Annotated in this window: 15 protein-coding genes and 2 tRNA genes; 2 read left to right on the top strand and 15 right to left on the bottom strand. The window is 59.6% G+C overall.

Going from position 1 to position 22,065, the window contains the following annotated elements; translation table 11 throughout:
* Window positions 1-37 precede the first annotated feature (37 nt).
* A complete protein-coding gene (gene leuD, locus H3V09_RS07765; RefSeq protein WP_198191514.1) occupies window positions 38-724 on the bottom strand; it encodes a 3-isopropylmalate dehydratase small subunit in 687 nt (228 codons plus the stop codon).
* 46 nt (window positions 725-770) lie between these two features.
* The gene (leuC, locus tag H3V09_RS07760) at window positions 771-2,174 is read right to left on the bottom strand and encodes a 3-isopropylmalate dehydratase large subunit (RefSeq protein ID WP_198191515.1); all 1,404 of its coding nucleotides are present in this window, start codon (window positions 2,172-2,174) and stop codon (window positions 771-773) included.
* A gap of 151 nt (window positions 2,175-2,325) precedes the next feature.
* Between leuC and H3V09_RS07755 the strand changes: the two genes are divergently transcribed.
* Window positions 2,326-3,114 (top strand): IclR family transcriptional regulator, encoded by a 789-nt coding sequence (locus H3V09_RS07755; protein WP_046322418.1) that lies wholly within the window; start codon window positions 2,326-2,328, stop codon window positions 3,112-3,114.
* Between the two features lie 16 nt (window positions 3,115-3,130).
* Here H3V09_RS07755 and H3V09_RS07750 read toward each other — a convergent pair whose 3' ends face one another.
* Complete coding sequence (locus tag H3V09_RS07750; protein ID WP_198191516.1) at window positions 3,131-4,585, bottom strand: serine/threonine protein phosphatase; 1,455 nt, start codon at window positions 4,583-4,585, stop codon at window positions 3,131-3,133.
* 228 nt (window positions 4,586-4,813) lie between these two features.
* Here H3V09_RS07750 and H3V09_RS07745 point away from each other — a divergent pair, with 228 nt between their 5' ends.
* Window positions 4,814-5,773, top strand: coding sequence for a polyprenyl synthetase family protein (locus H3V09_RS07745; RefSeq protein WP_198191517.1), 960 nt, complete (start codon window positions 4,814-4,816; stop codon window positions 5,771-5,773).
* A gap of 219 nt (window positions 5,774-5,992) precedes the next feature.
* Here H3V09_RS07745 and H3V09_RS07740 read toward each other — a convergent pair whose 3' ends face one another.
* From H3V09_RS07740 to H3V09_RS07685, 12 genes are all read right to left on the bottom strand, one after another.
* On the bottom strand, window positions 5,993-7,486 hold the full coding sequence (locus H3V09_RS07740; RefSeq protein ID WP_198191518.1) for a cytochrome ubiquinol oxidase subunit I: 1,494 nt from the start codon (window positions 7,484-7,486) through the stop codon (window positions 5,993-5,995).
* Window positions 7,487-7,747: 261 nt separating this feature from the next.
* The gene (gene cydC, locus H3V09_RS07735) at window positions 7,748-9,607 is read right to left on the bottom strand and encodes a thiol reductant ABC exporter subunit CydC (RefSeq protein ID WP_198191519.1); all 1,860 of its coding nucleotides are present in this window, start codon (window positions 9,605-9,607) and stop codon (window positions 7,748-7,750) included.
* Window positions 9,608-9,626: 19 nt separating this feature from the next.
* A complete protein-coding gene (locus H3V09_RS07730) occupies window positions 9,627-11,606 on the bottom strand; it encodes an ATP-binding cassette domain-containing protein (protein ID WP_232339508.1) in 1,980 nt (659 codons plus the stop codon).
* Window positions 11,607-11,667: 61 nt separating this feature from the next.
* Window positions 11,668-12,720: a cytochrome d ubiquinol oxidase subunit II gene (gene cydB / locus H3V09_RS07725; RefSeq protein ID WP_198191520.1), complete on the bottom strand. Its 1,053-nt coding sequence runs from the start codon at window positions 12,718-12,720 to the stop codon at window positions 11,668-11,670.
* A 282-nt stretch (window positions 12,721-13,002) separates the two neighbouring features.
* Entirely contained in the window at window positions 13,003-14,178 is a 1,176-nt protein-coding gene (locus H3V09_RS07720; RefSeq protein WP_198191521.1) for an NAD(P)/FAD-dependent oxidoreductase, read from the bottom strand.
* A gap of 316 nt (window positions 14,179-14,494) precedes the next feature.
* A tRNA-Gln gene (locus H3V09_RS07715) sits at window positions 14,495-14,566 on the bottom strand.
* 41 nt (window positions 14,567-14,607) lie between these two features.
* Window positions 14,608-14,680 (bottom strand) — tRNA-Glu (locus H3V09_RS07710).
* Window positions 14,681-14,748: 68 nt separating this feature from the next.
* On the bottom strand, window positions 14,749-16,275 hold the full coding sequence (gene gltX, locus H3V09_RS07705) for a glutamate--tRNA ligase (RefSeq protein WP_121912613.1): 1,527 nt from the start codon (window positions 16,273-16,275) through the stop codon (window positions 14,749-14,751).
* A gap of 56 nt (window positions 16,276-16,331) precedes the next feature.
* Window positions 16,332-17,054, bottom strand: coding sequence for an anaerobic ribonucleoside-triphosphate reductase activating protein (nrdG, locus tag H3V09_RS07700; RefSeq protein ID WP_144178122.1), 723 nt, complete (start codon window positions 17,052-17,054; stop codon window positions 16,332-16,334).
* Between the two features lie 69 nt (window positions 17,055-17,123).
* Window positions 17,124-19,520, bottom strand: a complete 2,397-nt coding sequence (gene nrdD / locus H3V09_RS07695; RefSeq protein WP_046323629.1) for an anaerobic ribonucleoside-triphosphate reductase — start codon at window positions 19,518-19,520, stop codon at window positions 17,124-17,126.
* Between the two features lie 424 nt (window positions 19,521-19,944).
* Complete coding sequence (locus tag H3V09_RS07690; RefSeq protein WP_198191522.1) at window positions 19,945-20,811, bottom strand: MBL fold metallo-hydrolase; 867 nt, start codon at window positions 20,809-20,811, stop codon at window positions 19,945-19,947.
* A 99-nt stretch (window positions 20,812-20,910) separates the two neighbouring features.
* Complete coding sequence (locus H3V09_RS07685; protein ID WP_198191523.1) at window positions 20,911-21,915, bottom strand: LacI family DNA-binding transcriptional regulator; 1,005 nt, start codon at window positions 21,913-21,915, stop codon at window positions 20,911-20,913.
* Window positions 21,916-22,065: the final 150 nt, after the last annotated feature.

The raw sequence follows: 22,065 nt of genomic DNA, 5'->3' as shown, positions 1-22,065 counted from the left end.
GCGGAGGACTTTCATATCAGGGCGCACGGCCCGTCGGTCAGATGATGCCGCGATCAGCCAGGGGTCCAGGCCAATCGATTTGGCCCTCCCTGGCTGAAGTGACCGGCTCTTCGGGCATATGCTGTGCCGGCAGGGTACGCGGCTTGAAGGGGAAGCGCTCAGCCCTCATGCGCTCATAGGCACGGATGTCATCCTCGTGCTGCAGGGTCAGATCGATGTCATCGTAGCCGTTCATGAGCCGCCATCGCACGTAGTCGTCCACTTGGAATGGCAGAGTCACATCCGCGCAAGTGACCGTACGAGCGCCCAGGTCCACAGTCATCTCGGTGCCAGGATCATCCTCCAGGAGCTTCCAGAGCAACTCCACTGATTCCTGGGGCATGATGGCGGCCAGAACCCCGTTCTTGGCGGTGTTCCCATAGAAGATGTCCGCGAAGCGTGGGGAAATGACCACGCGGAATCCATAGTCCCGCAGAGCCCAGACCGCATGCTCACGCGAGGATCCGATGCCGAAGTCCGGCCCGGCCACCAGGATGCGAGCACCTGAATATTCAGGCCTGTTGAGCACGAAATTCGGATCCCTTCGCCATGCATAGAAGAGTGCATCCTCAAAGCCGGTCTTCTTCACCCGCTTCAGGAATACGGCGGGGATGATCTGATCGGTGTCGACGTTGGAGCGGCGCAAGGGCACCCCGACCCCGGTAACAACGGAAAGTGGCTCCATGATGACCTCCTGCCTGCTGGATGGCAATTACGAATGATTGATGGGCTTACAGATCGGCCGGCGAGCAGATGGTTCCTCTGATGGCGGTGGCAGCGGCCACCTCGGGCGAGGCCAGATGCGTCCTGCCACCCTTGCCCTGACGACCCTGGAAGTTGCGGTTGGATGTGGAAATGGAACGCTCCCCCGGCACCAGCTGGTCGGGATTCATCCCCAGGCACATGGAGCAGCCGGCGTTGCGCCATTCGGCTCCGAAGTCCTCGAAGATGCGGTCCAGCCCCTCTTTTTCGGCCTGAATGCGAACTCGTGAAGAGGCCGGCACCACCAGGACGCGATGCAGGTTCTTGGCCTTGTGGTGCCCCTTCATGATGGCCGCTGCTGCGCGCAGATCCTCAATGCGCCCATTGGTGCAGGAACCGATGAAGACGGTGTCCACGGCGATGTCCCGGATAGGCATCCCAGGCTTCAGACCCATGTAGTCGATGGCTTCCTGGGCCGCCTGGCGCTTGGCGGGATCGGCGATCTTGTCGGGAACGGGCACATCAGCAGCTATGGGCAGGCCCTGTCCGGGGTTGGTGCCCCAGGTCACGTAGGGGGTCAGCTGGTCGGCATCCAGGATGACCTCCTTGTCGAAGACCGCATCCGGATCGGTGGGAAGGGTCCGCCAGTAGTCCAGAGCCTGCTCCCACATGGCCCCCTTGGGTGCGTGCGGCCGGCCTTCCAGGTAGGCGAAGGTGGTCTCGTCGGGTGCAATCATCCCAGCCCTCGCCCCGGCCTCGATGGACATGTTGCAGATGGTCATGCGCGCGTCCATGGTCATGCGTCGAATGGCATCGCCCCGGTACTCCAGAACGTGCCCTTGGCCGCCGCCAGTGCCGATCTTGGCGATGACAGCCAGAATGACGTCCTTGGCACCGACGCCGGGCTTGAGCTGGCCGCGGACGGTGATGGCCATGGTCTTGAAAGGCTTCAGGCTCAGGGTCTGCGTGGCCAGGACATGCTCCACCTCGGAGGTGCCGATGCCGAAAGCCAGGGCCCCAAAGGCCCCGTGGGTCGAGGTATGCGAATCGCCGCAGACAATGGTCATGCCAGGCTGGGTCAGTCCCAGGACGGGTGCAAAAGCATGCACGATGCCCTGGTCCGCATCCCCCAATGGATGCAGACGGACGCCGAACTCGCGGCAATTGCGCTCCAGTGTGGAGATCTGCAGGGCCGAAACCTTGTCGGCGATGGGCCGATCGATGTCGATAGTGGGGGTGTTGTGGTCCTCAGTGGCGATGACCTGGTCCAGGTGACGGATCTTCCGGCCTGCCAATCGTAGCCCCTCGAAGGCCTGCGGACTGGTTACCTCGTGCATAAGCTGCAGATCGATGTAGATCAGATCGGGCTCGCCTCCCTGGCCCTTTCTGACCAAATGATCGGCCCAGACCTTTTCCGCCATTGTGCGTCCCATATCGCCTCCTGAAAACCTACGACCGGCCGGGACACCAACCTCATCGGCACCCCGCCGGCCTCTTACCACCGAGTATGGAACTGCCCAACCGTTATGAACTTTTGCATTTCATATACTGAGATGGCATAATTCAACCATGGACACACCTTCTATGAACGACGACGACAGATACCCCTCCGTAAACGATCAGAACATGCATCAGGAGGAGATTCATTCGGGCGTCGGCGTTCTTGACAAGACGGTGCGAATTCTGGACACCCTGGAGACCGGACCCATGACCCTGGGCCAGCTGGTCAACGCCACCGGGTTGGCTCGACCCACGGCCCACCGACTGGCCATCGCCTTGGAGCGCCACCGCTTCGTTCTGCGGGACGCGCATGGCCGCTTCGTCCTGGGCTCCCGTTTCGCCGAACTGGCTGCTGCCGCCGGCGAGGATCGACTGCTGACCGCCTCGGGGCCCATCCTGCATACACTGCTCAACCGTTCGGGCGAGTCGGCCCAGATTTTCCGCCGCCAGGGCGAGGTCCGGGTCTGCATCGCCGCAGTGGAACGCGCCTCCGGCTTGCGCGACTCCATCCCTGTCGGCGCCCTGCTGTCCATGGAGGCCGGGTCGGCTGCACAGATTCTGCTGGCCTGGGAGGAACCTGAGCGCCTCCACCAAGGCCTGCGACACGCCAAGTTCAACGCAGCGACCCTGGCCACGGTCCGCAAGCGCGGCTGGGCCGAGTCCATCAACGAGCGCGAGGAGGGCGTTTGTTCCATCTCCGCCCCCATCCGCAACGGATCGGGGCAGGTCATGGCCGCCATATCCATTTCTGGACCGGTCAACCGCATGTCCACCACGCCTGGAAGGCGCTACGCCCCCCTGGTCATGGCCGCCGGCAAATATCTGACCGAAGCCCTGTTGCGAGCCTCATCCCCTGCCCGTCGCAGGGTCTGAGCAGTAATCCCGATTCTTATCGCCGCCGGGAGGATCCCCAGGAGGCTATCAGCCCTGCCAGGGCCGTCAGGCCGCCCGCCAAAAACCCAGGCCGACGCAAGAGGTTGACCGCGTCCCCGGTAGAGGTGGGCACATGACTCATGGCGAAGGTGTAGACCTTGTGGGATCCGGGCCGCCCCACCAACTGCCCAAACTCCAGGAGCTGGGTGCGAGGATGATGGGGATGGCGGATGTCGAACTCGAAGAGCCGGGCCGCCCGCTTGCTGGGCACCGGACCGTAGGAACCGAATCCGCATGTGGGCGTGGCTCCCAGAGTCAGATCCCCGCTGCGTCCGACGAAACCATTGCGATGGTCATGCCCGGCGAAGAGAGCGAAGTAGCCCCGGCTCCGGGTCAGCAGGTCATACTCGCCGCTGTCCTCGTCAGGACAGGAGACGCCTTCGCCCAGGTAGGAGCCCGGGCAGGTGCGTGACTCGTCCAGGATGTAGCAGCGGGAGTCGAAACTTCGGTAGCCCTGGACCGCATAAGCCGTGGTGGCCGGCACCGGCTTGAGCAGATCATAGAACTGGGGAATGGGCATGTGCTGGAAGACCATGGATCGGTTGCCCAGAAGATCAGGAACGGCCGCCAGGAAGTCCAGGGCCTGGGCCGAAGGTGAGCCATAGCCGCCTGCACGGGCATAGTCGCCAGAGTCCAACAGAACCAGACCCATGACCACCCCGTGACCGTCACAATCCGCCACAGGCAGGGCAAAGGTGCCAGGAGCACAGACGAATGCAGTCTGGGAGGGCAGGGCCGATCCGATCAGCGCATGAACCCGATCAGGATGGGCGACGGTAGCCTCCGGATTCAGGCAACCCGGCACTTCCCGATAGATGGCATCCATCTGATCGGTGTCCAGGCCGCACTGGAAGTCGTGGTTGCCATAGGTGACGACAAAGGGAATCCCGCGTTCAACCAGTGGGCCGGTGATCAGGCCAACGGTTCTGCGGACCAGATCCTCGGTGTGCTTGATGTTCTGCCGACGTACACGCTCGGCATCCCTACGGTCTGGTTCACGACGGTCCGCAGGAGCTTGGCCATCCTGGGTCTTGGATGAGCGCTTCAGGGAGGCTCCTCCGAGCCCCAGGGCGCCGCCCATGCTCAGACCAGCAGAGTAGATGCCGTCCAGGGGGGTGCTCCAACGCCTCTTGCGGAAGGTGCGCTCGTAGGCCGTGTCGTAACCGGCCACCTGGTTGCCCGAGAAGACCACCAGATCAGGCTTTGCCGCATCACAAGCCGCGGCTATGAGCCTGATTGTGTCCGGAGAGACCTTGGGACCCTCCTGGACGTCGGCCAGCTGCAGAAGTCTGAACTTGCCCGAGTAATGGAACTGAAGTCGCCCCAGCCTGGCTGAAACGGACAGCGGTCGATCATGCTCTCCCTCGCCGCCTTGTGGGGAGACCTGATCCGCGTGGTAATGCTGACTCATACGTCTAGCCTACTTCACCCGGTTTCGCTCCCAGGTCGTTCTGTGCAGCCCTATTACGAATGGGATTCCGACCACAGCGTCCTCACAGCACGGCGACACCCTGATGTTAACTTGGCCACAGTGATTACGGCGACAGTCAGGACCGGGCCAACAGTCTTCAGACGTGGCCCCGGTCTTGCTATATTGGATACGTTGCGGTTCTTAACGAGATAGAGGGAGCGTACCTCCATGGCAGAAGGACAAGAGCTCCTGTTGCGCAAGGATCTTGAACGGGTTGTCGACCGTCTGCACCAGGAGCGTACCCATGTGGCTCCCTATCAAGAGGATTACCGTCGACTGCTGGATAACCATGGCAAGATGATCCGTGCTGCCATGGTGATCCTCTTTGCCCGTGCCGGAGCACGAACCGGAGGGCGTCTGGACGACACCGTCATCACCGGCGCTGCCGCCATCGAGATGCTTCATCTGGCTACTTTGGTCCACGACGACGTTCTGGACAATGCGCCAATCCGGCGCAACAAGCCCACGATCCACACCATCCGGGGCAACAAGGCCGCAATCTATCTAGGAGATCTGATCCTTTCACGCTATATGGAGATCATGGCCTCCATCGCCCCTGACACAGCCTTTATCCGCGAGCAGGCCGGCACGGTCTGCGAGATCGTAGGCGGCGAACTCTACCAAGAGTCAGACCGCCACCACACACATACAACCATTAACGACTACGACCGAGCCATCTCCGGCAAGACCGCAGCCCTCTTCCGCCTTGCCTGCCTGACTGGGATTCGCCTTGATGACCAGCCGACTGACCCCGCTTTGGAGCAGACCGCCAGAGACTTCGGCGGCAATCTAGGCATGGCCTTCCAGATCATCGATGACATCAACGACTTCGATCTGGATCGCGACACCGGCAAGCCCAAGCTGGAGGATATTCGCGACGGGATCTACACTCTGCCGGTTCTGCTGGGATTCCAAGAGGACGAGAACTTCAGAACCTTGGTTCAGCAGGACGATCCCGACCGTGTGGTCGACTATCTTAGAGCCCACCCGCAGCTGATGGAGAGCAGCCGGCAAACCGCCAAGAACTATCTAAAACGAGCTTCAGACAGCCTGGAGGATTCCCACATCGACAAAGGCGTGCGCGACCTGTTGCAACGAATCACAGTTAAACTGACCGCCCAAGTCTGACCGAACCTGAACGAGTGAGGCCAGTCCTGTATCAGGCATATGCCGAACCTGCATTACATCCGTCGCTTCATGCTCGGCATTGCTCTCTTTTCCGAATTTCACCACTGTCCGCCGCTGATGGCAAACCCCCCTAGGACAGCAAATCCCCCGTTCCGAACCATGCAGTCCGAAGCGGGGGATTTACCGAAGGGGAAGGAAGTGTTTAAGCTCAGTCGGGCATCAGGCCAAGGCTACCCGGGCCGGTGCGCCATGCACCTTGGCAGGCTGTGGCCCATTGCCGTCATCCGGCTTGTAGAAGGGTCCCTGATGCAGGGTCCTCCTGGTGTAGAAGACCATGACTCCGCCCAGAACCAGGAAGAGCAGGAAGTAGACAATGCAAGTGAAGAGCAGGTTCGGCACCGTGCTGGTGGGCGAAACCCCATCGGCAATGGTCTGATAACCGTAAACCAGCCATGGATAACGTCCAAGCTCAGTCACCAGCCAGCCACTGGTCGTCGCAGCGAAGGGGGCGAAGGTGAAGATGCCCATAATCCAGAGCTTCCAACGCGAGGTGAACAGGGTGTTCTTCTTCTTACGTGTGAACCAGAGCACCAATGCTGATATCAAGGCAAAGGCAAACCCGATTCCGACCATCAGGCGGAAGACCCAGAATAGGGTGGTGACAGGCACATAGTAGTTCATGTCCTTGCCAAACTTGGCGTCGTACTTCTCGTGCAGCTCCTTGTTGACGGTGTTCATGCCCTTGACGGCGCCTGTCTTCTTACCGTAAGCCAGCTGTGACATGGCTCCGGGAATCTCGACGGATCCCTCGATCTTATGGTCCTTCTCATTGATCAGAGCCACGGCATTCCAAGGGGCGGGATCACCCGTGTCCTCGTAGATGGCCTCGGTGGCGGCCAGTTTCATAGGCTGATCGGTCACGATGAACTTGCCCTGCAGATCGCCGTAGGTGATCACGCAGATTGAGCCGATAAGCCCAATCAAAGCGGCCAGACGAATGGACTTGGTGAACAGGTTGACCTTGGCCTGCTTCTCGGAGTCAGCTTCGACAGCGGCCACGGCCTGGTCCTTGTTCCCCATGTGCATCCTCAGCAGGCTGAAAGCGCTGCAGCCCATGACCACGAAGGCCCCTGTGCAGACAGCGGCGAAGAAGACGTGGGGGAACTCAATCCACAGCTGGGGATTGGATACGACGTCACCAAAATCGCGCAACCGAACATGGCCGGTGGCCTGGTTGATCTCAAATCCAACCGGATGCTGCATGAAGCTATTGGCAGCCAGAATCCAGATGGCCGACATGGAGGAACCCAGGAAGGTCAGCCAGATGAAGACCGCATGCACGGCCGGCTTGAAACGGTTCCAGGTGAACATCCACACACCGATGAAAGTTGATTCCAGGAAGAATGCCACCAGGGCCTCGATTGCCAGGGGGGCTCCGAAGATGTCACCCATGAACCTGGAGTAATTGGACCAGTTCATGCCGAACTGGAACTCCTGGATGATACCGGTAACCACACCGACCGCAAAGGAGAGCAGGAAGATCTTGGACCAGAACATGGTCATCTTCTTGTAGACATCCTTCTTGGTCACCACATAGATAGTCTCCATGATGGCGACCGCCAGGGCCAGACCGATGGTCATAGGGACATAGAAGAAGTGGAATATCGTCGTCATGGCGAACTGGAATCTTGACAATCCCAATACAGTGAACATCGTTCCTCCCAATCTCTGCAGGGTTCGTCGGGCGCGGGTACACGGGTCGAATCCGGACGGATTCAGATATGACCGGGCTTGTGCCTACAAGAACCTTTCAGCTCTCCCCGACTTCGCGACCTGGTCGCTTCCGCGGGCTCCGGTTTCCATACCGCCCAGTCCATGAACTGACGGCGCACGGTGACCGGCCGGGAAGCCATCCGACAAGATCGGCGACCCGACAACCGTGCAAAATTCATTGCTCGGGAAACAGCCTGATGGTCATTCAACAGGGTTCCGTCCATCTGAATCTGACTGCTTCTTTGAGTATATCCCTTGACCGGCACCCTTGTCCACGTCCGAGACATCCATGCGATAAAGTTCACGGAAACGGGCGTTCTCCCGATACAGATCGACCGGACGTCCCTGCATGGCGATGTGCCCGTCCTGCATAAAGATGACCTGATCGGCCTCCTCCAGCCCCTGAAGGTGGTGGGTCACCCAAAGAAGTGTACGATCCTGGCTGACCTTGAAGATCATGGCCATGAGCCGCCGCTCGGTTATGGGATCCAGACCGATGGTGGGCTCGTCCAGAAGGATGATCGGGGTGCGCTTGAGCACGATCCTGGCCAGGGCCAGACGCTGGCGCTGCCCGCCTGAGAGTCGGCCGCCGGCCTCATCAACCGGCGTGTCTATTCCTTGGGGCATGTCAGCCACGACCTGATCCAGCTGTACAGCCTTCAAGGCTTGGCGAACCTGATCGTCACCGGCCTGAGGGGCACCCAGACGCACATTGGAGGCAATGGTGGTGTTGAAGAGGAATGCCTGTTGGTTCAGGTAGCCGAAAAGCTCAGGACGCTGATCCTGCAAGGCATCGACCGGTATTCCATTGATCAGGATGCGGCCACTGGTTGGGCGCAGGTCGCCTAAGAGCAGCTGAAGGACAGTCGTCTTGCCTTCGCCGCTGGGACCGAGCAGGGCCACCCGCTGCCCACCTTCAATCCTCAGGCTGAAGTCGTCCAGCAGCAGCGGGTCATCAGGACCATAGGAGAAGCTGACGTGATCGAAGACGATTGACTTGATCGGCCCCTCCAGCTTGGTCTGGGCACTCGGCTCAATTCGCCGAGACTCGACACGCTCGGTCAGATCGTTCAGATGGTCCAGCGAGTCTGTGTAGAGAGGAACCTCAGCCACAGCCTGGGAGACCACGATGAAGCAGTCGACCAGGGGGAAAACCGCCAGGACCACGGCTGCCGCGAAGTCTGCAATGGAGGTGGAGCTGGTCATACGCAGATCCGCCCCAACAATCAAAGCCACCACCATGAGGGCGAAAATCATCTGGATGCCGCAGTTGCGCCAACGTTCGAACCGCTTCTGTTCTCTGCGGCCGGTGGCGATGTCGTTGAAGTCGCCAGACGCCGTATCCACGAAGCGCCGCCGACGGCGGGTGATCACCCAATCCCCCAAGCCCATATAGCTCTCGGTCACTGCAGTGTACTGATCCTGACGTCGTGCCTTCTCCATGTCGTAACGCCCGTCTGAATAAGCCAGCGAGACCAGCGGGACCAGAATCAGGATCAGGGCGAAAAGCAGGAAAAGCAGGAGCGAGGTCAGCCAGGAGAAGACGCCTACGGCGATGGTGACCACCACCCACATCATGTAGGCCACAACCGTGGGGAAGATGGTGCGCAGGTAGAAGTTCTCCAGATGGTCCAGGTCGTCCGAAAGCATGCCCAGGACCGTGCCCGTGCGCTCATGCTCGTTCAGGAAGGCCGCGTCCTGCGAGAGGGTGCGGTAGAGCTGAACCCGCAGCTTGGAAACCACTCGGAGCACCCAGTCATGGCTCTTGATGCGTTCCAGATACTTGAATGTGGGCCGTCCAATGCCGAAGGCCCTGGTCAGAACTACCGGCACGTATACGGCGAAGATATTGAAGGGATGACGGGCCGACCTGCTGATCAGGAAGCCCGAGGTGAACATAAGCCCGGCCGCGCACACGAAGGTGATGGTTCCCAGGAAGAAGATCAGGGCAAGCAGCCCCTTGTTCTGACGCAGGTAGGGCCAGAACCAATGGTCCCGGTGCCAGATATGCATATAGCCCGACAGACCGCGGCCGCGGCGGGAGGCCTTCGACGATCCCATGCCGTCTCTTCCGGCGGTTTCAGTCCTGCTGGTAGTCGGCAATCTGGTTCCCTCCCATCTCATCGATCAGCGCATCCAATGGTCCGCCCTGACCGATCAGCTCATGCGGATCGCCCTGGGCCACAATTCGCCCACGCTCCAGCATGATCACCCAATCCATGTTGGCCAGCCAGTGCAACCGGTGGGTGGCCAGGACGACCAGATGCCCGTCCATAATGGGCAGCAAAGTCTGCTTCAGGTCGTATTCCGTCTCAATGTCCAGGTGGGCTGTGGGCTCGTCAAAGAACAGAATCTCGCGTGAAGGATCCAGGATGCCCCTGGCCAAGGCGATTCGCTGGGCCTGACCGCCGCTGATGCCACGGTTGCCCTCTCCGATTTGGGTGCCCAGACCGTCTGGCAATGTTTTGAGCCAGGCGGTCAGTCCAGCCCGATGGGCTGCACGGGCCACGGCGGCATCGTCCGCCTCTTGGTTGTAAAAGCGGATGTTGTCGGCCACAGTGCCGTGGAAGATGAAGGGGTTCTGGGGAATGTAGCTGATGTGCCGCTGCCATGCAGCCACGTTGCAGTGCTCCAGCTGATGACCATCCAGGTCGATGGTGCCTGCCTTGGGCTGGTCAAAACCCGCCAGCAGATTCATCAGCGTAGACTTGCCGGCTCCCGAACGACCGACAACTGCCACCTTGGAAAAACCGTGCAGGTTGAAGTTCAAACCGCTCAAAGCCAGAGGCTGCTCCTCCGAACTCCCGTCGGACCCACTGAGCTGCGAATCTGCAGCGGCTTTGGCTACGGTTCCCTGCGATACCGTGGGATCGGACTGTGCCGAGGCCGGCCGCATGTTACCGTCTTGAGCCTTGGAAGCCTTGGAAGCCTTGGGCTTGCGGCTCTTCTTGCTGGTCTTTTGACTCTCGGACTTGGCCATGGCATCCATCTGCGCCCCGGCTGAGGCATTGCTCTCTACCGGCTTGGGACCAGGATAGGCGAAGTCGATTCCTTCCAGGCGCAGGTGGCTGTCTTCCTTCCACCCGGACCAGTCCAGTTCCTCCAAGCGCTTGGGCTCTGGCTGGTCCAGCATATCCGCGATGTCGTCCAAGGCGTTCTTACCGTTCAGCGTGGCGTGGAAGTCGTCTCCGAACTGGCGAATGGGCATGAAGTACTCAGGGGCCAGAATCAGGGCAAGGAGTGCCGGGAACAGTTCCACCTTGGCATTGATCAGATTGTTGCCCAGGAAGACGGCCATGATGGCGATAGCCAAGGTGGCAAAGAAGTCCAGAGCAAAGGTGGAGGTCATCGCAACCCTGATAACGCTCATGGTCCTCTTGCGGAAGCGGTCCGAGACCGAATAGATCTCGTCCTCGTACTCCTTGTCAATGCCCAGCATCTTCAGGGTTGGCAGGCCCAGGACCGTATCCATGAACCTGGTGTTGAGCTTGCGGAACTGAGCGTACTGCCGACTAGAACGATCCCTGGCTGCCAGGCCCAGGATGACCATGAAAAAGATAAGCAGGGGCAGCATGAGCAGGAGGATGAGGCCGGAACCTGCATCCTGGGTCCAGACCACCACCAGGACGATCAGGGGAATGAAGATGAGGTCCATCATCTTCGGCAGGACCGTCAGCACGTAGGTGCGCACCTGATCAAGACCGTCCACCAGCATGGTGACAGCCGAGCCCGTGCCACGCCGAGCCAGAGCTGATGGTCCCAGTGAAAAGACCTTGTCCTGAATATGGGGCCGCAGCTCAGCCACGATGGCATCGGCACGGTCGGTGGCGATACGATCCTTGGCCACGTCGCAGAGCTGTCGACAAGTATAGGCGGCCAGAAAAATCAGCACTGGCACCACCAGAACATTCAGGTTCTGAAGGTGCCAAATACGCACCAGAGCCAGGGTCAACCCATAGGCCTGAGCCACCACACCTATTCCCTGGACCAGGGACAGGGCAGCCAGCAGGCCCAAGGTGAACCGGATCCCGTCGAAACGGAAGAGATTTTTGTCAATCAATGCATTATCCTCCGGATGCGCTCCGGTCCTGCCAGCACTGCCCCCCTGCCTCCTTTAACTTTCAGACGGTCTCAGCCACCGTGGCCGAAGGGGCCACAGGCGAGGTCAGGTGGGCGCCATCGGTGTCCAGCCGCTTGCGCTGGATGAAATAGCTCCAGATGAAGTAGGCCAGCATGATGGGCAGGAAGATGCACAGCACCACGGTCATGATCTTCATGGTCAGCGGTGAAGCCGAGGCATCCTGGATCAGCAGGTTGTAGGCAGGATCATCGGAGATCATCACACGCGGGAAGAGCCCGTTGAAGATAAAGGCGATGATGGCCATCAGGGTGATGCCCGAGCAGGTGAAGGCGTAGCCGCCGCGCTTCTTGAAGACGGCAACGTGGCCTCCGATGACGGATGCCAGGATGATTACGGTGATCAGCCAGGTGGACAGGGGGCGTGCCTTGTAGAAGTCGGTGTTGAAGATGGCCAGGAGCACGAAGACGACCAGGGCCGGATAGGCAATCCAGTAGGCCTTCTCACTGACGTTGAGCATCCGGCGGGAATCCATGACACCCAGCTTCAGGCTCAGGAAGTGCAGACCATGAACGAAGCTGAAGAAGACGACAGCAATGCCGCCGACCACGGACAGCCAGTTGAACACGTCGAAGAACCCGGGCCAGGCATCACCATTCTTATCCATGGGAATGCCCTGGATCAGGCTGGTCAACATCATGCCCAGGAAGAATGGCGCGAAAAGCGAACCGATGAAGTTGGCCCACTGCCAGACACCACGCTCACGGCTGGTCAGTGCGTGGGAGGCGAACTCGAATGAGACGCCACGCAGAATCAGAGAGACCAGCACCAGGAAGAGCAGGAGGTAATACCCCGAGAAGAGGGAGGCGTACCAGAGCGGGAAAGCGGCGAACATAGCGCCGCCGGCAGTGATCAGCCAGACCTCGTTGCCATCCCAGTGAGGACCAATGGCCCTCATGAATGTGGCGCGCTCATCACCGTCGCGGGCCACGAACCTGGTAGCCATGCCAACGCCGAAGTCGAACCCTTCAAGCAGAAGGAATCCAGCAAAAAGCAGGCCGATGACAAAGAACCACAAACCTTGTAGAAAACTCATGCTAATGCCACTCTCCTCTCGCTCCTGCCGATCCGCGCACGGGCACGGGGATCTCCACAGTCCTGGCGGAGGCCAAGGTGGGCCATAATTTCCGCCGGAACGAGGAGGAGCAGGAGGTAGTCAATGATCTCGATGAATACAGAGCCGATGGAGGTCGTCTCCCAGAACAATCCAATCCGAGGTCGAATAGGGACGAACATGCGCCGCGTTCTCATGACCTGAATCATGTCCGTCCTCTTCCTCCCTCGTCGTCCAGCCCCTTGCGTTCATTGAGACGCTGGTTCAGTTGCTCTCCAACATGGTACGCACGTCGGCCAGCTCCAGGACCGACCGCTCATTGACGATCCACTTCAGTACCGAGACCACCTTGCCCTTGAGCTTCAGCGTGCCCATTCGGTCGATTTCGGCAACCCCGTCATGGGGACCGAGAGAGCACACGGTCCCTAGGCTTCGGAAAGTGAACCGCTGGGGCTCCTGCCCCCGCATTCTGGCAAGGACATTCGCGGCCGCGGTATCAGCCTGGGCCATCGAAATCTGTGCAGTGGTTGGGTAGAGCCGACCGGATTGGGGGTCGGGAACGGCACTGACATCACCCACCAGGAATTCCTCTGGATGCTGCTCGACCGATAGGTCATCCCTGACCACTACACGGTTACGCTTCTGATTATACCCGGAATCGGCAATAACGTGGCTGCCACGCACACCCGTTGTCCAAATGATCGTATGGGCCTTGAACTCCTGGTCATTGGAGACCACGGCATCCTGCCTGACCTCGGTGATGGGAGTCGAGGTGTGGAAGTTGACTCCGCGCTTGCGCAGGAAATCCACAGCCCAGTCGACCAGGTCCTGGCTGAACATGGGCAGGATCTTGGGCGAGGCCTCTATGCAGTCCACCTTGACCTGATCCATGGGGAAGCCCAGACGCTTTGAGAGCTGAGGCAGCCGGTAGACCAGCTCACCCAGGTATTCGATGCTGGTAAAACCTGCGCCGCAGACCACAATGCTCAGATCCAGCGGATCATGGCTGGTCTGGTATCGGGCCAGCGTCTGTTCCAGCTTCTTGCGTGCCGCCAGAGCGGTGTCCACGTCAACGAGCGGCCATCCGTATTCATCGGCACCCTTGATGCCGAAGGTCTCGGACTCGAAGCCCAGGGCGTTGACCAGGTAATCATAGGACAGGGGATCGTGATGCTCCAGGCTGACCCGACGGTTGTCCTGATCGATGCCGACCACCTTGTCGACGATCAGCTCCACCGAATCGGGCAGGGACTTGCGCAGGTCGAAGACCACATCCGCCGGCTCCTTGGTCCCAGCCGCAACCTGGTGCAGCTGGGTGGACTCGTAGTGGTACTCGTTCTGATTGACCAGGACTATATGGGCATCAGTTTTTGCATGATCCAGCTTCTTGACCACGCGAAGACCCGCATAACCAGCTCCCAACACCATGATTGTCGTCATAATCACACACCTCTACCGAAAAAATCGTACAATGATTCATATACCGGGTGATGTTGCCCGATCAGCCGATGATTGGGTTCATCACTCAAGCTTCTATGCTCAAAGTATCAGATTCCATCATCGGAAACTCTGACATAGCAGTCTGCCGAGCCTCCTCTTTTTGTTTGCTTGCTCACACCGTGAGCAACTCTCGTGGATACCGCCGGCCGCCGCTTTGCAAACCAGAAGCATTCCTGGAATCCATGGTAATGCGTAAATAATGAAGAGCGGAACACCGTGTCGGTGTTCCGCTCCTTGGGACTCTATGTCTCTATCGCTGGGGTACCTGGACTCGAACCAAGAATGGATGAACCAGAATCACCTGTGTTGCCAATTACACCATACCCCAATTGGCTGTGCGACAATCGCTTGGACGGTTGCCACATGTCGTACCCCCGACCGGATTTGGACCGGTGTTGGCGCCGTGAGAGGGCGTAGTCCTAGACCGCTAGACGACGGGGGCTTCACTTTTCGCCGCGTACGAACCCGGTTCAGCAGGTCAGTAGCACAACAAAAAAGAAATATACCCGCTCAGAGGTTTTGGCGCAAGTTGGTCATCCTTCGGAGTGTTGTGTTTTTGCCCAGGATTTCCAGGGACTCGAACAGGGGCGGCGAGACCCGCCTTCCCGAGACCGCCACCCTAACCGGGCCGAAGGCCAGACGGGGCTTATAGCCGCCCTCATCCACCAGTGCCTGAGTAAGCAGGTCGTGCAGGTGGTTGGTCTTCCAGTCCTGTTCCGGCACATCCTGCAGGGCGGCAATAGCCAGGTCGAGGACCTGCCCAGCCGAATCCTTGAGCTGTTTGCGGGCATCCGGCTCGGGCTCCAGGTACTCCTCCTGGCTGAGCAGGCTGCCCACCATGCCGGACACCTCCCCCAGCAGTCGCACGCGAGGCTGGACCAGGGGGGCGGCAGCGGTCAGAATTCGCTGCTCACGATCACTCAAGTCCTGCCAGTGCTCGGCACTCACCAGTCCGTCACGCTTGAGGTAGGGCAGGGACCGGTTCAGGAAGTCCTGCGGTTCCAGCATGCGGATGTGCTCGGCATTGATGGCCACAGCCTTGTCGATGTCAAAGTGGGCCGGATTGGCCTTGACGTCGCGGATGTCGAAGTGCTCAATCATCTCATCCATGGAGAAGACATCGCGGTCGGGGCCGATGGACCAGCCCAGCAGGGCAAGATAGTTGAGCAGCCCTTCGGGAATGAAGCCGTGCTCCCGGTGCAGGAAGAGGTTGGACTCGGGGTCGCGCTTGGAAAGCTTCTTCTTGCCCTGGCCCATGACGTAGGGCAGGTGTCCGAACAGTGGCATGGCCCGGGCTATGCCCAGCTTCATCAGGTACCGATAGAGGACGATCTGCCGGGGGGTGGAGCTGAGCAGATCCTCGCCGCGCAGAACCACATTGATGCGCATCAGGGCATCATCCACCGGGTTTGTCAGAGTGTAAAGGGGATCGCCGTTGGGGCGCACGATCACATAGTCAGGCACAGACCCGGCCTTGAACTCGATATGCCCGCGAATCAGGTCGTCGAAGGCGATGTCCTCGTCAGGCATGCGGATGCGCAGGGCAGGACGGCGACCCTGATCGCGGAAGGCCTGGCGCTGTTCGTCACTCAGGTCGCGGTCGTAGCCGTCATAGCCGAAAGCGGCCGGACGGCCAGCGGCCAGGTTGCGCTCCTTGATCTCTTCAGCGGTGGAGTAGGACTCGTAGGCGTAGCCGGCATCTAGCAGCTGCCGGGCCACATCGTGGTAAATATCGCCGCGCTCGGACTGCCGGTAGGGGCCGTCCGGGCCGCCGACTTCAACACCCTCATCCCAGTCCAGACCCAGCCACTTGAGGGCCTCCAGGATCTGCTGGTAGCTCTCCTCACTGTCACGCTGGGCATCGGTGTCTTCGATGCGGAAGACGAAGGTGCCATGCGAGTGCCGGGCCTGTGCCCAGTTGAAGAGTGCAGTTCGGACCATGCCTACATGTGGGGTGCCGGTCGGCGAGGGGCAGAAGCGGACCCTCAGATCCTTGGGCAGGTCGGGTTTGGCGTCGTGATCATGCTCATCAGTCATGACACCCATTGTGCCCCGGCAAGGCGACGTAGACCAATTCAGGGCAGGAGCCGGTATCAGCCTCGCTGCTGCTCTTGCTGCCGGTCCTTGCTGTAGGTCTCCGGAATGAACCTGGTCTGGTCATGCAGCTTGGGCCAGATGACCACCCGGCCCTGCTCCAAGGACCGTGGCACGTCGATGATCCGCTGGTTGTCCGAGCCCCGGAACTGGAGCAGGCTGTTCTTCCGGTTCTCCAAGTAGCGTCCGTCCACCAGCACATCAAGGTAGGAGATCAGCTGGGCCTTGTCCGGGGTCTCCCCCGGCCGGTTCAGCTCCTCCCAGGTGTAGCCGGTCCAGCACCAGATATCCTTCTCATGACCGAACTCGCGCCGGATTCGTTCCGAAAGGCCAAGCAGCATGGGGGTGTTGAGCAGAGGCTCCCCGCCCAGGTAGGTGATGCCCTGCACATAAGACAGCGACAGGTCCTTGATGATCTGGTCCTCAAGCTGCTGGGTGTAGGGGTGCCCGGCGCCGAAGTCCCAGATGGAGGCGTTGTAGCATCCCTGGCAGCGGAAGGGGCAACCACTGACGTAGAGGGAGCAGCGAATCCCCTCGCCGTCGGTCATGACCAGACGTTTGTAGTCCGCCACGATTCCCCGACTGAGGCGGCGACCGTCCCACTGGCCGGCCTTGGGATTGTTGGTCAGCGCAGAGGGAACCCCCGGACCGCGCCCCTGCTCATCAGCAGCGAAGTCACGGTGGCTGCCTGTCTTTCTCATGGCTCCCTGTTTGTCCGTCATCTGGTCCTCCTCATGACAATGGCGGGCCACAAACTACCCGGCCCGCCATTAACTGCGTCTTGTCAGAGCTTATTCGGCCTTGTCATCGAACCACTCCTTGGTGGATCCGTCCTTGAGGACCACGTGGCCGGTCTCGCCCTCCATGTGCTTGACGCGGTGGGCGATCTCCTCATGCCTACCGTGGACCATGGGCCGCTGGACCGGGTTGCCTAGGTAACCGCAGGTGCGCTTGGTCACGTTGCACTTGTCAGGGTCGTCATTGCCGCATTCGGGGCACTTGAAGCCGTCCTCGGTGGGCTCGAAGTCGCCCTCGTAGCCGCAGACGAAGCAGTGATCGATGGGTGTGTTGGTGCCCAGGTAACCGATGCCGATGTCGTAGGCGTAGTCCCAGACCGCCTCAAGGGCCTTGGGGTTCTGCTGCATGGAGGGGAACTCACAGTAGTTGATAAACCCGCCCGAGGCCAGGTAGGGGAAGTCCCGCTCGTAGCTGAGCTTCTCCATGGGCGTGGGCCGCAGCCAGACCGGGTAGTGGAAGCTGTTGGTGTAGAAGTCGTGGTCCGTCACGCCGTCGACTACACCGAACTTCTCCTTGTCCATCCGGGCGAAGCGGTCAGTCAGCGACTCGGCCGGAGTGGAGTAGACCGAATAGTGGTATCCCTCGGCCTTCTCCCACTGCTTGCAAAGCTGGTTCATCCGGCGCACGATGCTCAGGGCGAACTCCTTGCCTTCCGGATCCCAGCTGTGGTCCTTCATCCAATCTTTGCCGTAGAAGACACTGGTTGCCTCATAGAGGCCGATGTAGCCCAGCGAAACGGTGGCGCGGCTGTTGCGGAAGAGTGTGTCCACGCTGTCGGTCGGCTTCAGCCTGCCGAAGGCGCCGTACTGGTAGAGGGTGGGAGCGTTGATGGGTGTGGCCTGCTTGCAGCGCATGATGCGGAACTGCAGGGCGTGGTGGGCCACCTCCATGCGCTGGTCGAAGATCTTCCAGAAGCGATCCTTATCGCCGCGGGACTCCAGAGCGATGCGGGGGATGTTGACGGTGACGACGCCCAGGTTCATGCGTCCGTCTTCCTCATCCTCGCCCGTCTCGGGGTTGGTCCAGGCCTGCAGGAAGGAGCGGCAACCCATGGGAGCCTTGAAGGAGCCGGTGATCTTGACCAGGTTCTCATAGAAGACCACGTCAGGGTACATGCGCTTGGTCGAGCACTCCAGGGCCAGCTGCTTCATGTCGTAGTTGGGATCGCCCTCGTCTGCATTCAGACCATGCTTGATGGTGAAGACCAGCTTGGGGAAGATGGCGGTGTGGCGATCCTTGCCCAGTCCGCGGATACGAATCAGGAAGATGGCCCGCTGGATCTCCCGGGCGAACCAGGAGGTGCCCAGGCCGAAGCCCACAGTGACGAAGGGGGTCTGCCCGTTGGAGACACGGTTGGAGTTAATCTGGTACTCCATGGTCTGCATGGCATCGTAAATGTTCTTTCGGGTCAGGATTTTGGCATAGACCTGACGCAGCCGAACAATCTGCGGAGCATCCAGATCGAAGGGAGCATCCTCGCCGATAGGGGCACGATCGTCCAGGTGGAGCCAATCGGCCTCCCTGGCCTTGAGTCCCCGGACGACATCCTTGGCCACGTCGATGGGCTCCTCGTCCGGCAGGACGGCCTCAGCCATGGAATAGTTCTTCTTGTAATCCAGACGCGCGTACTTGTCCAGCATCTCGTCGCAGCGATTGACGGTCTGGCCGCCGTACTGGGAGCCGGCGATGTCCTTGATGATCTGGGTGATCTGCGTAGCGGCCGTACCGATGGACTTGGGCGAGTCCATCATGGCGTTGCCCAGCTCGAAACCGTGGGCCAGCATGTCGCCGAAGTCAGGCAGGGAGCAGTTGGTCTCGGCCGTAAAGGGCGAGTAGTCCGCATCATGGAAGTGGATGTCGCCCTTCATATGGGCATTGGAGACATCCTTGGGCAGCATGGCGAAGGCCGATGCCTTGGAGACCGCGCCAGCCAGCAGATCACGCTGAGTGGCGTAGACGTTGGCATCCTTGTTGGCGTTCTCGCGCACCAGGGTTTCGTCCTTGCTGGTCAGGCGGTGAACGGCCTCGTTGACATCGGTGGCCTTGGCACGCTGAATGTCACGGTCGAGTCGATAGGAGGTATAGGAGCGCGCAATCTCGTAAAGATGGGCATTGACCAGGGCATGCTCGACCAAGGTCTGGATGTCTTCGATCTTGACCGGGTTGGTGTAGCGGTCGGTGATCTCGGACTGGACGGTCAGGGCCATACCCCGGATCTGCTGGCGATCCTCAGGGCTGACCTCGTGCTTGACATCCTTGAAGGCGGCTTCGATGGCGTTCATGATGTTGACGGGATCAAAATCGACGATCCGGCCGTCGCGCTTCTCGACCAGAATGCCATCGACAGCATCGCGATCCGAAATGCCACGCTCCTTCACGCTATCGGTCATGACCTCAGTATCCATCGTCACTCCTCATACGGTTGTTCATGTGCAGTTGCTTTGGCGTTCCCAAATTCCGTATTGGGAACGGCGAATCACATGGATGTCATTTTTGCTGACAGGACTCACTCTATCACGTCGTGACCACCATATGTAGTGCCTGAGGATGATTCGTTTCCTACATCTAGTTATTCCCGTGTTTTGTGAACTGAGTCACAAAGAGCGGGGTCTGGACAAGGGCGGCAAATGGCCGAAAGACCAGTAGAGGTCAGTTACAGGGACGACACAACTACCCGACACTCCGGTACCACGTACTCCTTTTGTCTAGACCTCGCTACAACGCATACGTCACCTCCACTCCAGCTTTCATATGCGAAGACACAGAGAGGCGGCCCTGGCCAAAATGGTCATAGCCACCTGCAAAACGCAACGCTTAGACTGCTGGGGGCTGGATGTTCGTCACCATTCCGTCGTAGGAGCTGACAAATCCCTCCCTGACGGCTGCTTCCTGCATACGTTCATAACTGGCATTGCCGCGATGGGAGAAATGATTGCACACGAACATAGTGTGCGAATCGGCCAGCCCCATCTTCACCATGCGGTCCCTGACTCGCAGGTTGTCAGAAAAGTTCATGTGGACGTCGGAACTGAGATCAGTCAACCCTTGGGTGCAATCCAAGGAAACGTAGTCGTATTTTAGCCCAGCTTTGGCCAGATCCTTCCAGGTCGATTCATAGAAGCAGGCCGTATCATGCGCATACAGCAGCCCGACTTGACCGTCTGTCAGTCCATAGAAGAGACAATCACCGAAATGATGGCCATGCTTTGCCTCAAAAGCATATACCGTGTAGGTCCTGCCATTCCCAGCCGTCACTGTGACACTGTCACCAGGATGAAGAGCATGATACGTTAACTTGTCATAATCGTAATGCTCCTCCAGGAAGAAAGCCCGCTCGTAAAAGCCTTGGACAGCTTCAGAGCCATAGACATCCATATGGGTTGGATTGTCATCGGCGTACGAATCCATGCGATAAGCCAGATCCTCACCGTAAAAATGATCAGAATGCCAGTGAGTGATGAAGAGCTGGGTGATTGCCGGTAGATCAAAGTTCTCGTTATTAATAAAGTGGCAATAGGTATCACCAGGGAAATCAAGCAGGAGTGCATCGTCGACCAAAGCCTGGGACTGAGTACGAATTTCCCTGCCTCCGATGCGCCTGGCCTGCTTGCACAGATCACACATGCAGAAAATGCCGGGGATTCTTTCAGCTGCAGCTGTCCCTAGATGTTCAAATTTCATAATTGCTCATACTCCTTTGTGATGGATGTCAATAGTTATGCCTGGGCAGGTACGTCATACGATAACGACAAGAAGAGAGCGTATGAACGCAATAGATCACTAGGCCAGCAGACCCCGTGGCACGAAAAGGGTTTGGGTGCGCAGACGGCGATCCACGCTCATGCCCTCCGGAGCTTGCCGCCCCGGCTCGATCATGGACAGGAGCATGTCGACGCCCTGGCGGCCCATACGATCCACCTGCTGGGAGATGACCGACACCTGGGGACTGATCAGTTGAAAAACCTCCAGGTCGTCGAAGGAGACCAGGGGCACACGCGAGCGCTGGTCGCTGTCCCACTCCATGGCGATGGCCTTGATGGCATCGGCCGAGTAACCGAAGATGACCGCGTCCACTCCTTGACCGAGCAGGTGGCGCATGGTCGCGGCCGCCAGGGGACGGTCCTCGAATCCTTGGCGGACCACCAATCCCGTCAGCCCCTGACGGGCATCCACGCCGTCCAGAAAAGCCTGCTCGCGCTCGCGGAAGGTATAGGAGCGGCTCTCGGGGCCCGGGACGAAGGCCACTCGTCTGCATCCCCTCGCCGCCAGAGCGCCCAGGGCTGCCTCCAGGCCGGGCACCGGGTCGGAATCCACCAGGGGGACACCGGGCAGGGTCCGGTCGGGACGATCCACGAAGACAACAGGGAATTCCCTTGCCAGCATGGTGCGCAGCATGGGCGATGTGGGCCCGTCAGGCACGACCAGAACACCATCCATATGCCGAGACAGAAGGATGCGGTAATAGTCCTCCTCCCTGCTGGCCTGGCAAGAAGACACGCCGATCAGGGGCGCGTAGCCTGCCGAGTAGAGCTGGTCCTGGACGGCGTAGACCAACTCGGAGAAATAAGGGTTGCGAATATCGGGGACCAGCAGACCTACGGCATGCGAGCGCGAGGATCGCATGGATCGGGCTCGGCTGTCGGGGATGTAGCCCAGCTCCATGGCAGCCCGGCGGACCCTGTCCTTGGTGGGTGGGGAGATGCGCCCTGTGTCGTTGAGCGCCTGGGAGACCGTGGATACGGACATGCCCGCCTGCTTGGCCACATCACTGATGGTCACCGACATGGGAACCCTCCGTCGTACCCTACCGAAATCGGATGTCTTGCTCCGGACGAGACCGACAGTGGTCGGCCCGCACAGACCTCTCGTGAGTTTCCAGTATAAGGGCAAATGATGCAACCTTACACCACGGCGAGGCAGGACCGGCTGGGTTGG

The sequence above is a fragment of the Bifidobacterium sp. M0399 genome, from assembly GCF_016100595.1.
In the GTDB taxonomy this organism is placed as follows: domain Bacteria; phylum Actinomycetota; class Actinomycetes; order Actinomycetales; family Bifidobacteriaceae; genus Bombiscardovia; species Bombiscardovia polysaccharolytica.
Note: the sequence above shows the minus strand (reverse complement) of the source record. Positions and strands in the feature narration are given on the sequence as shown.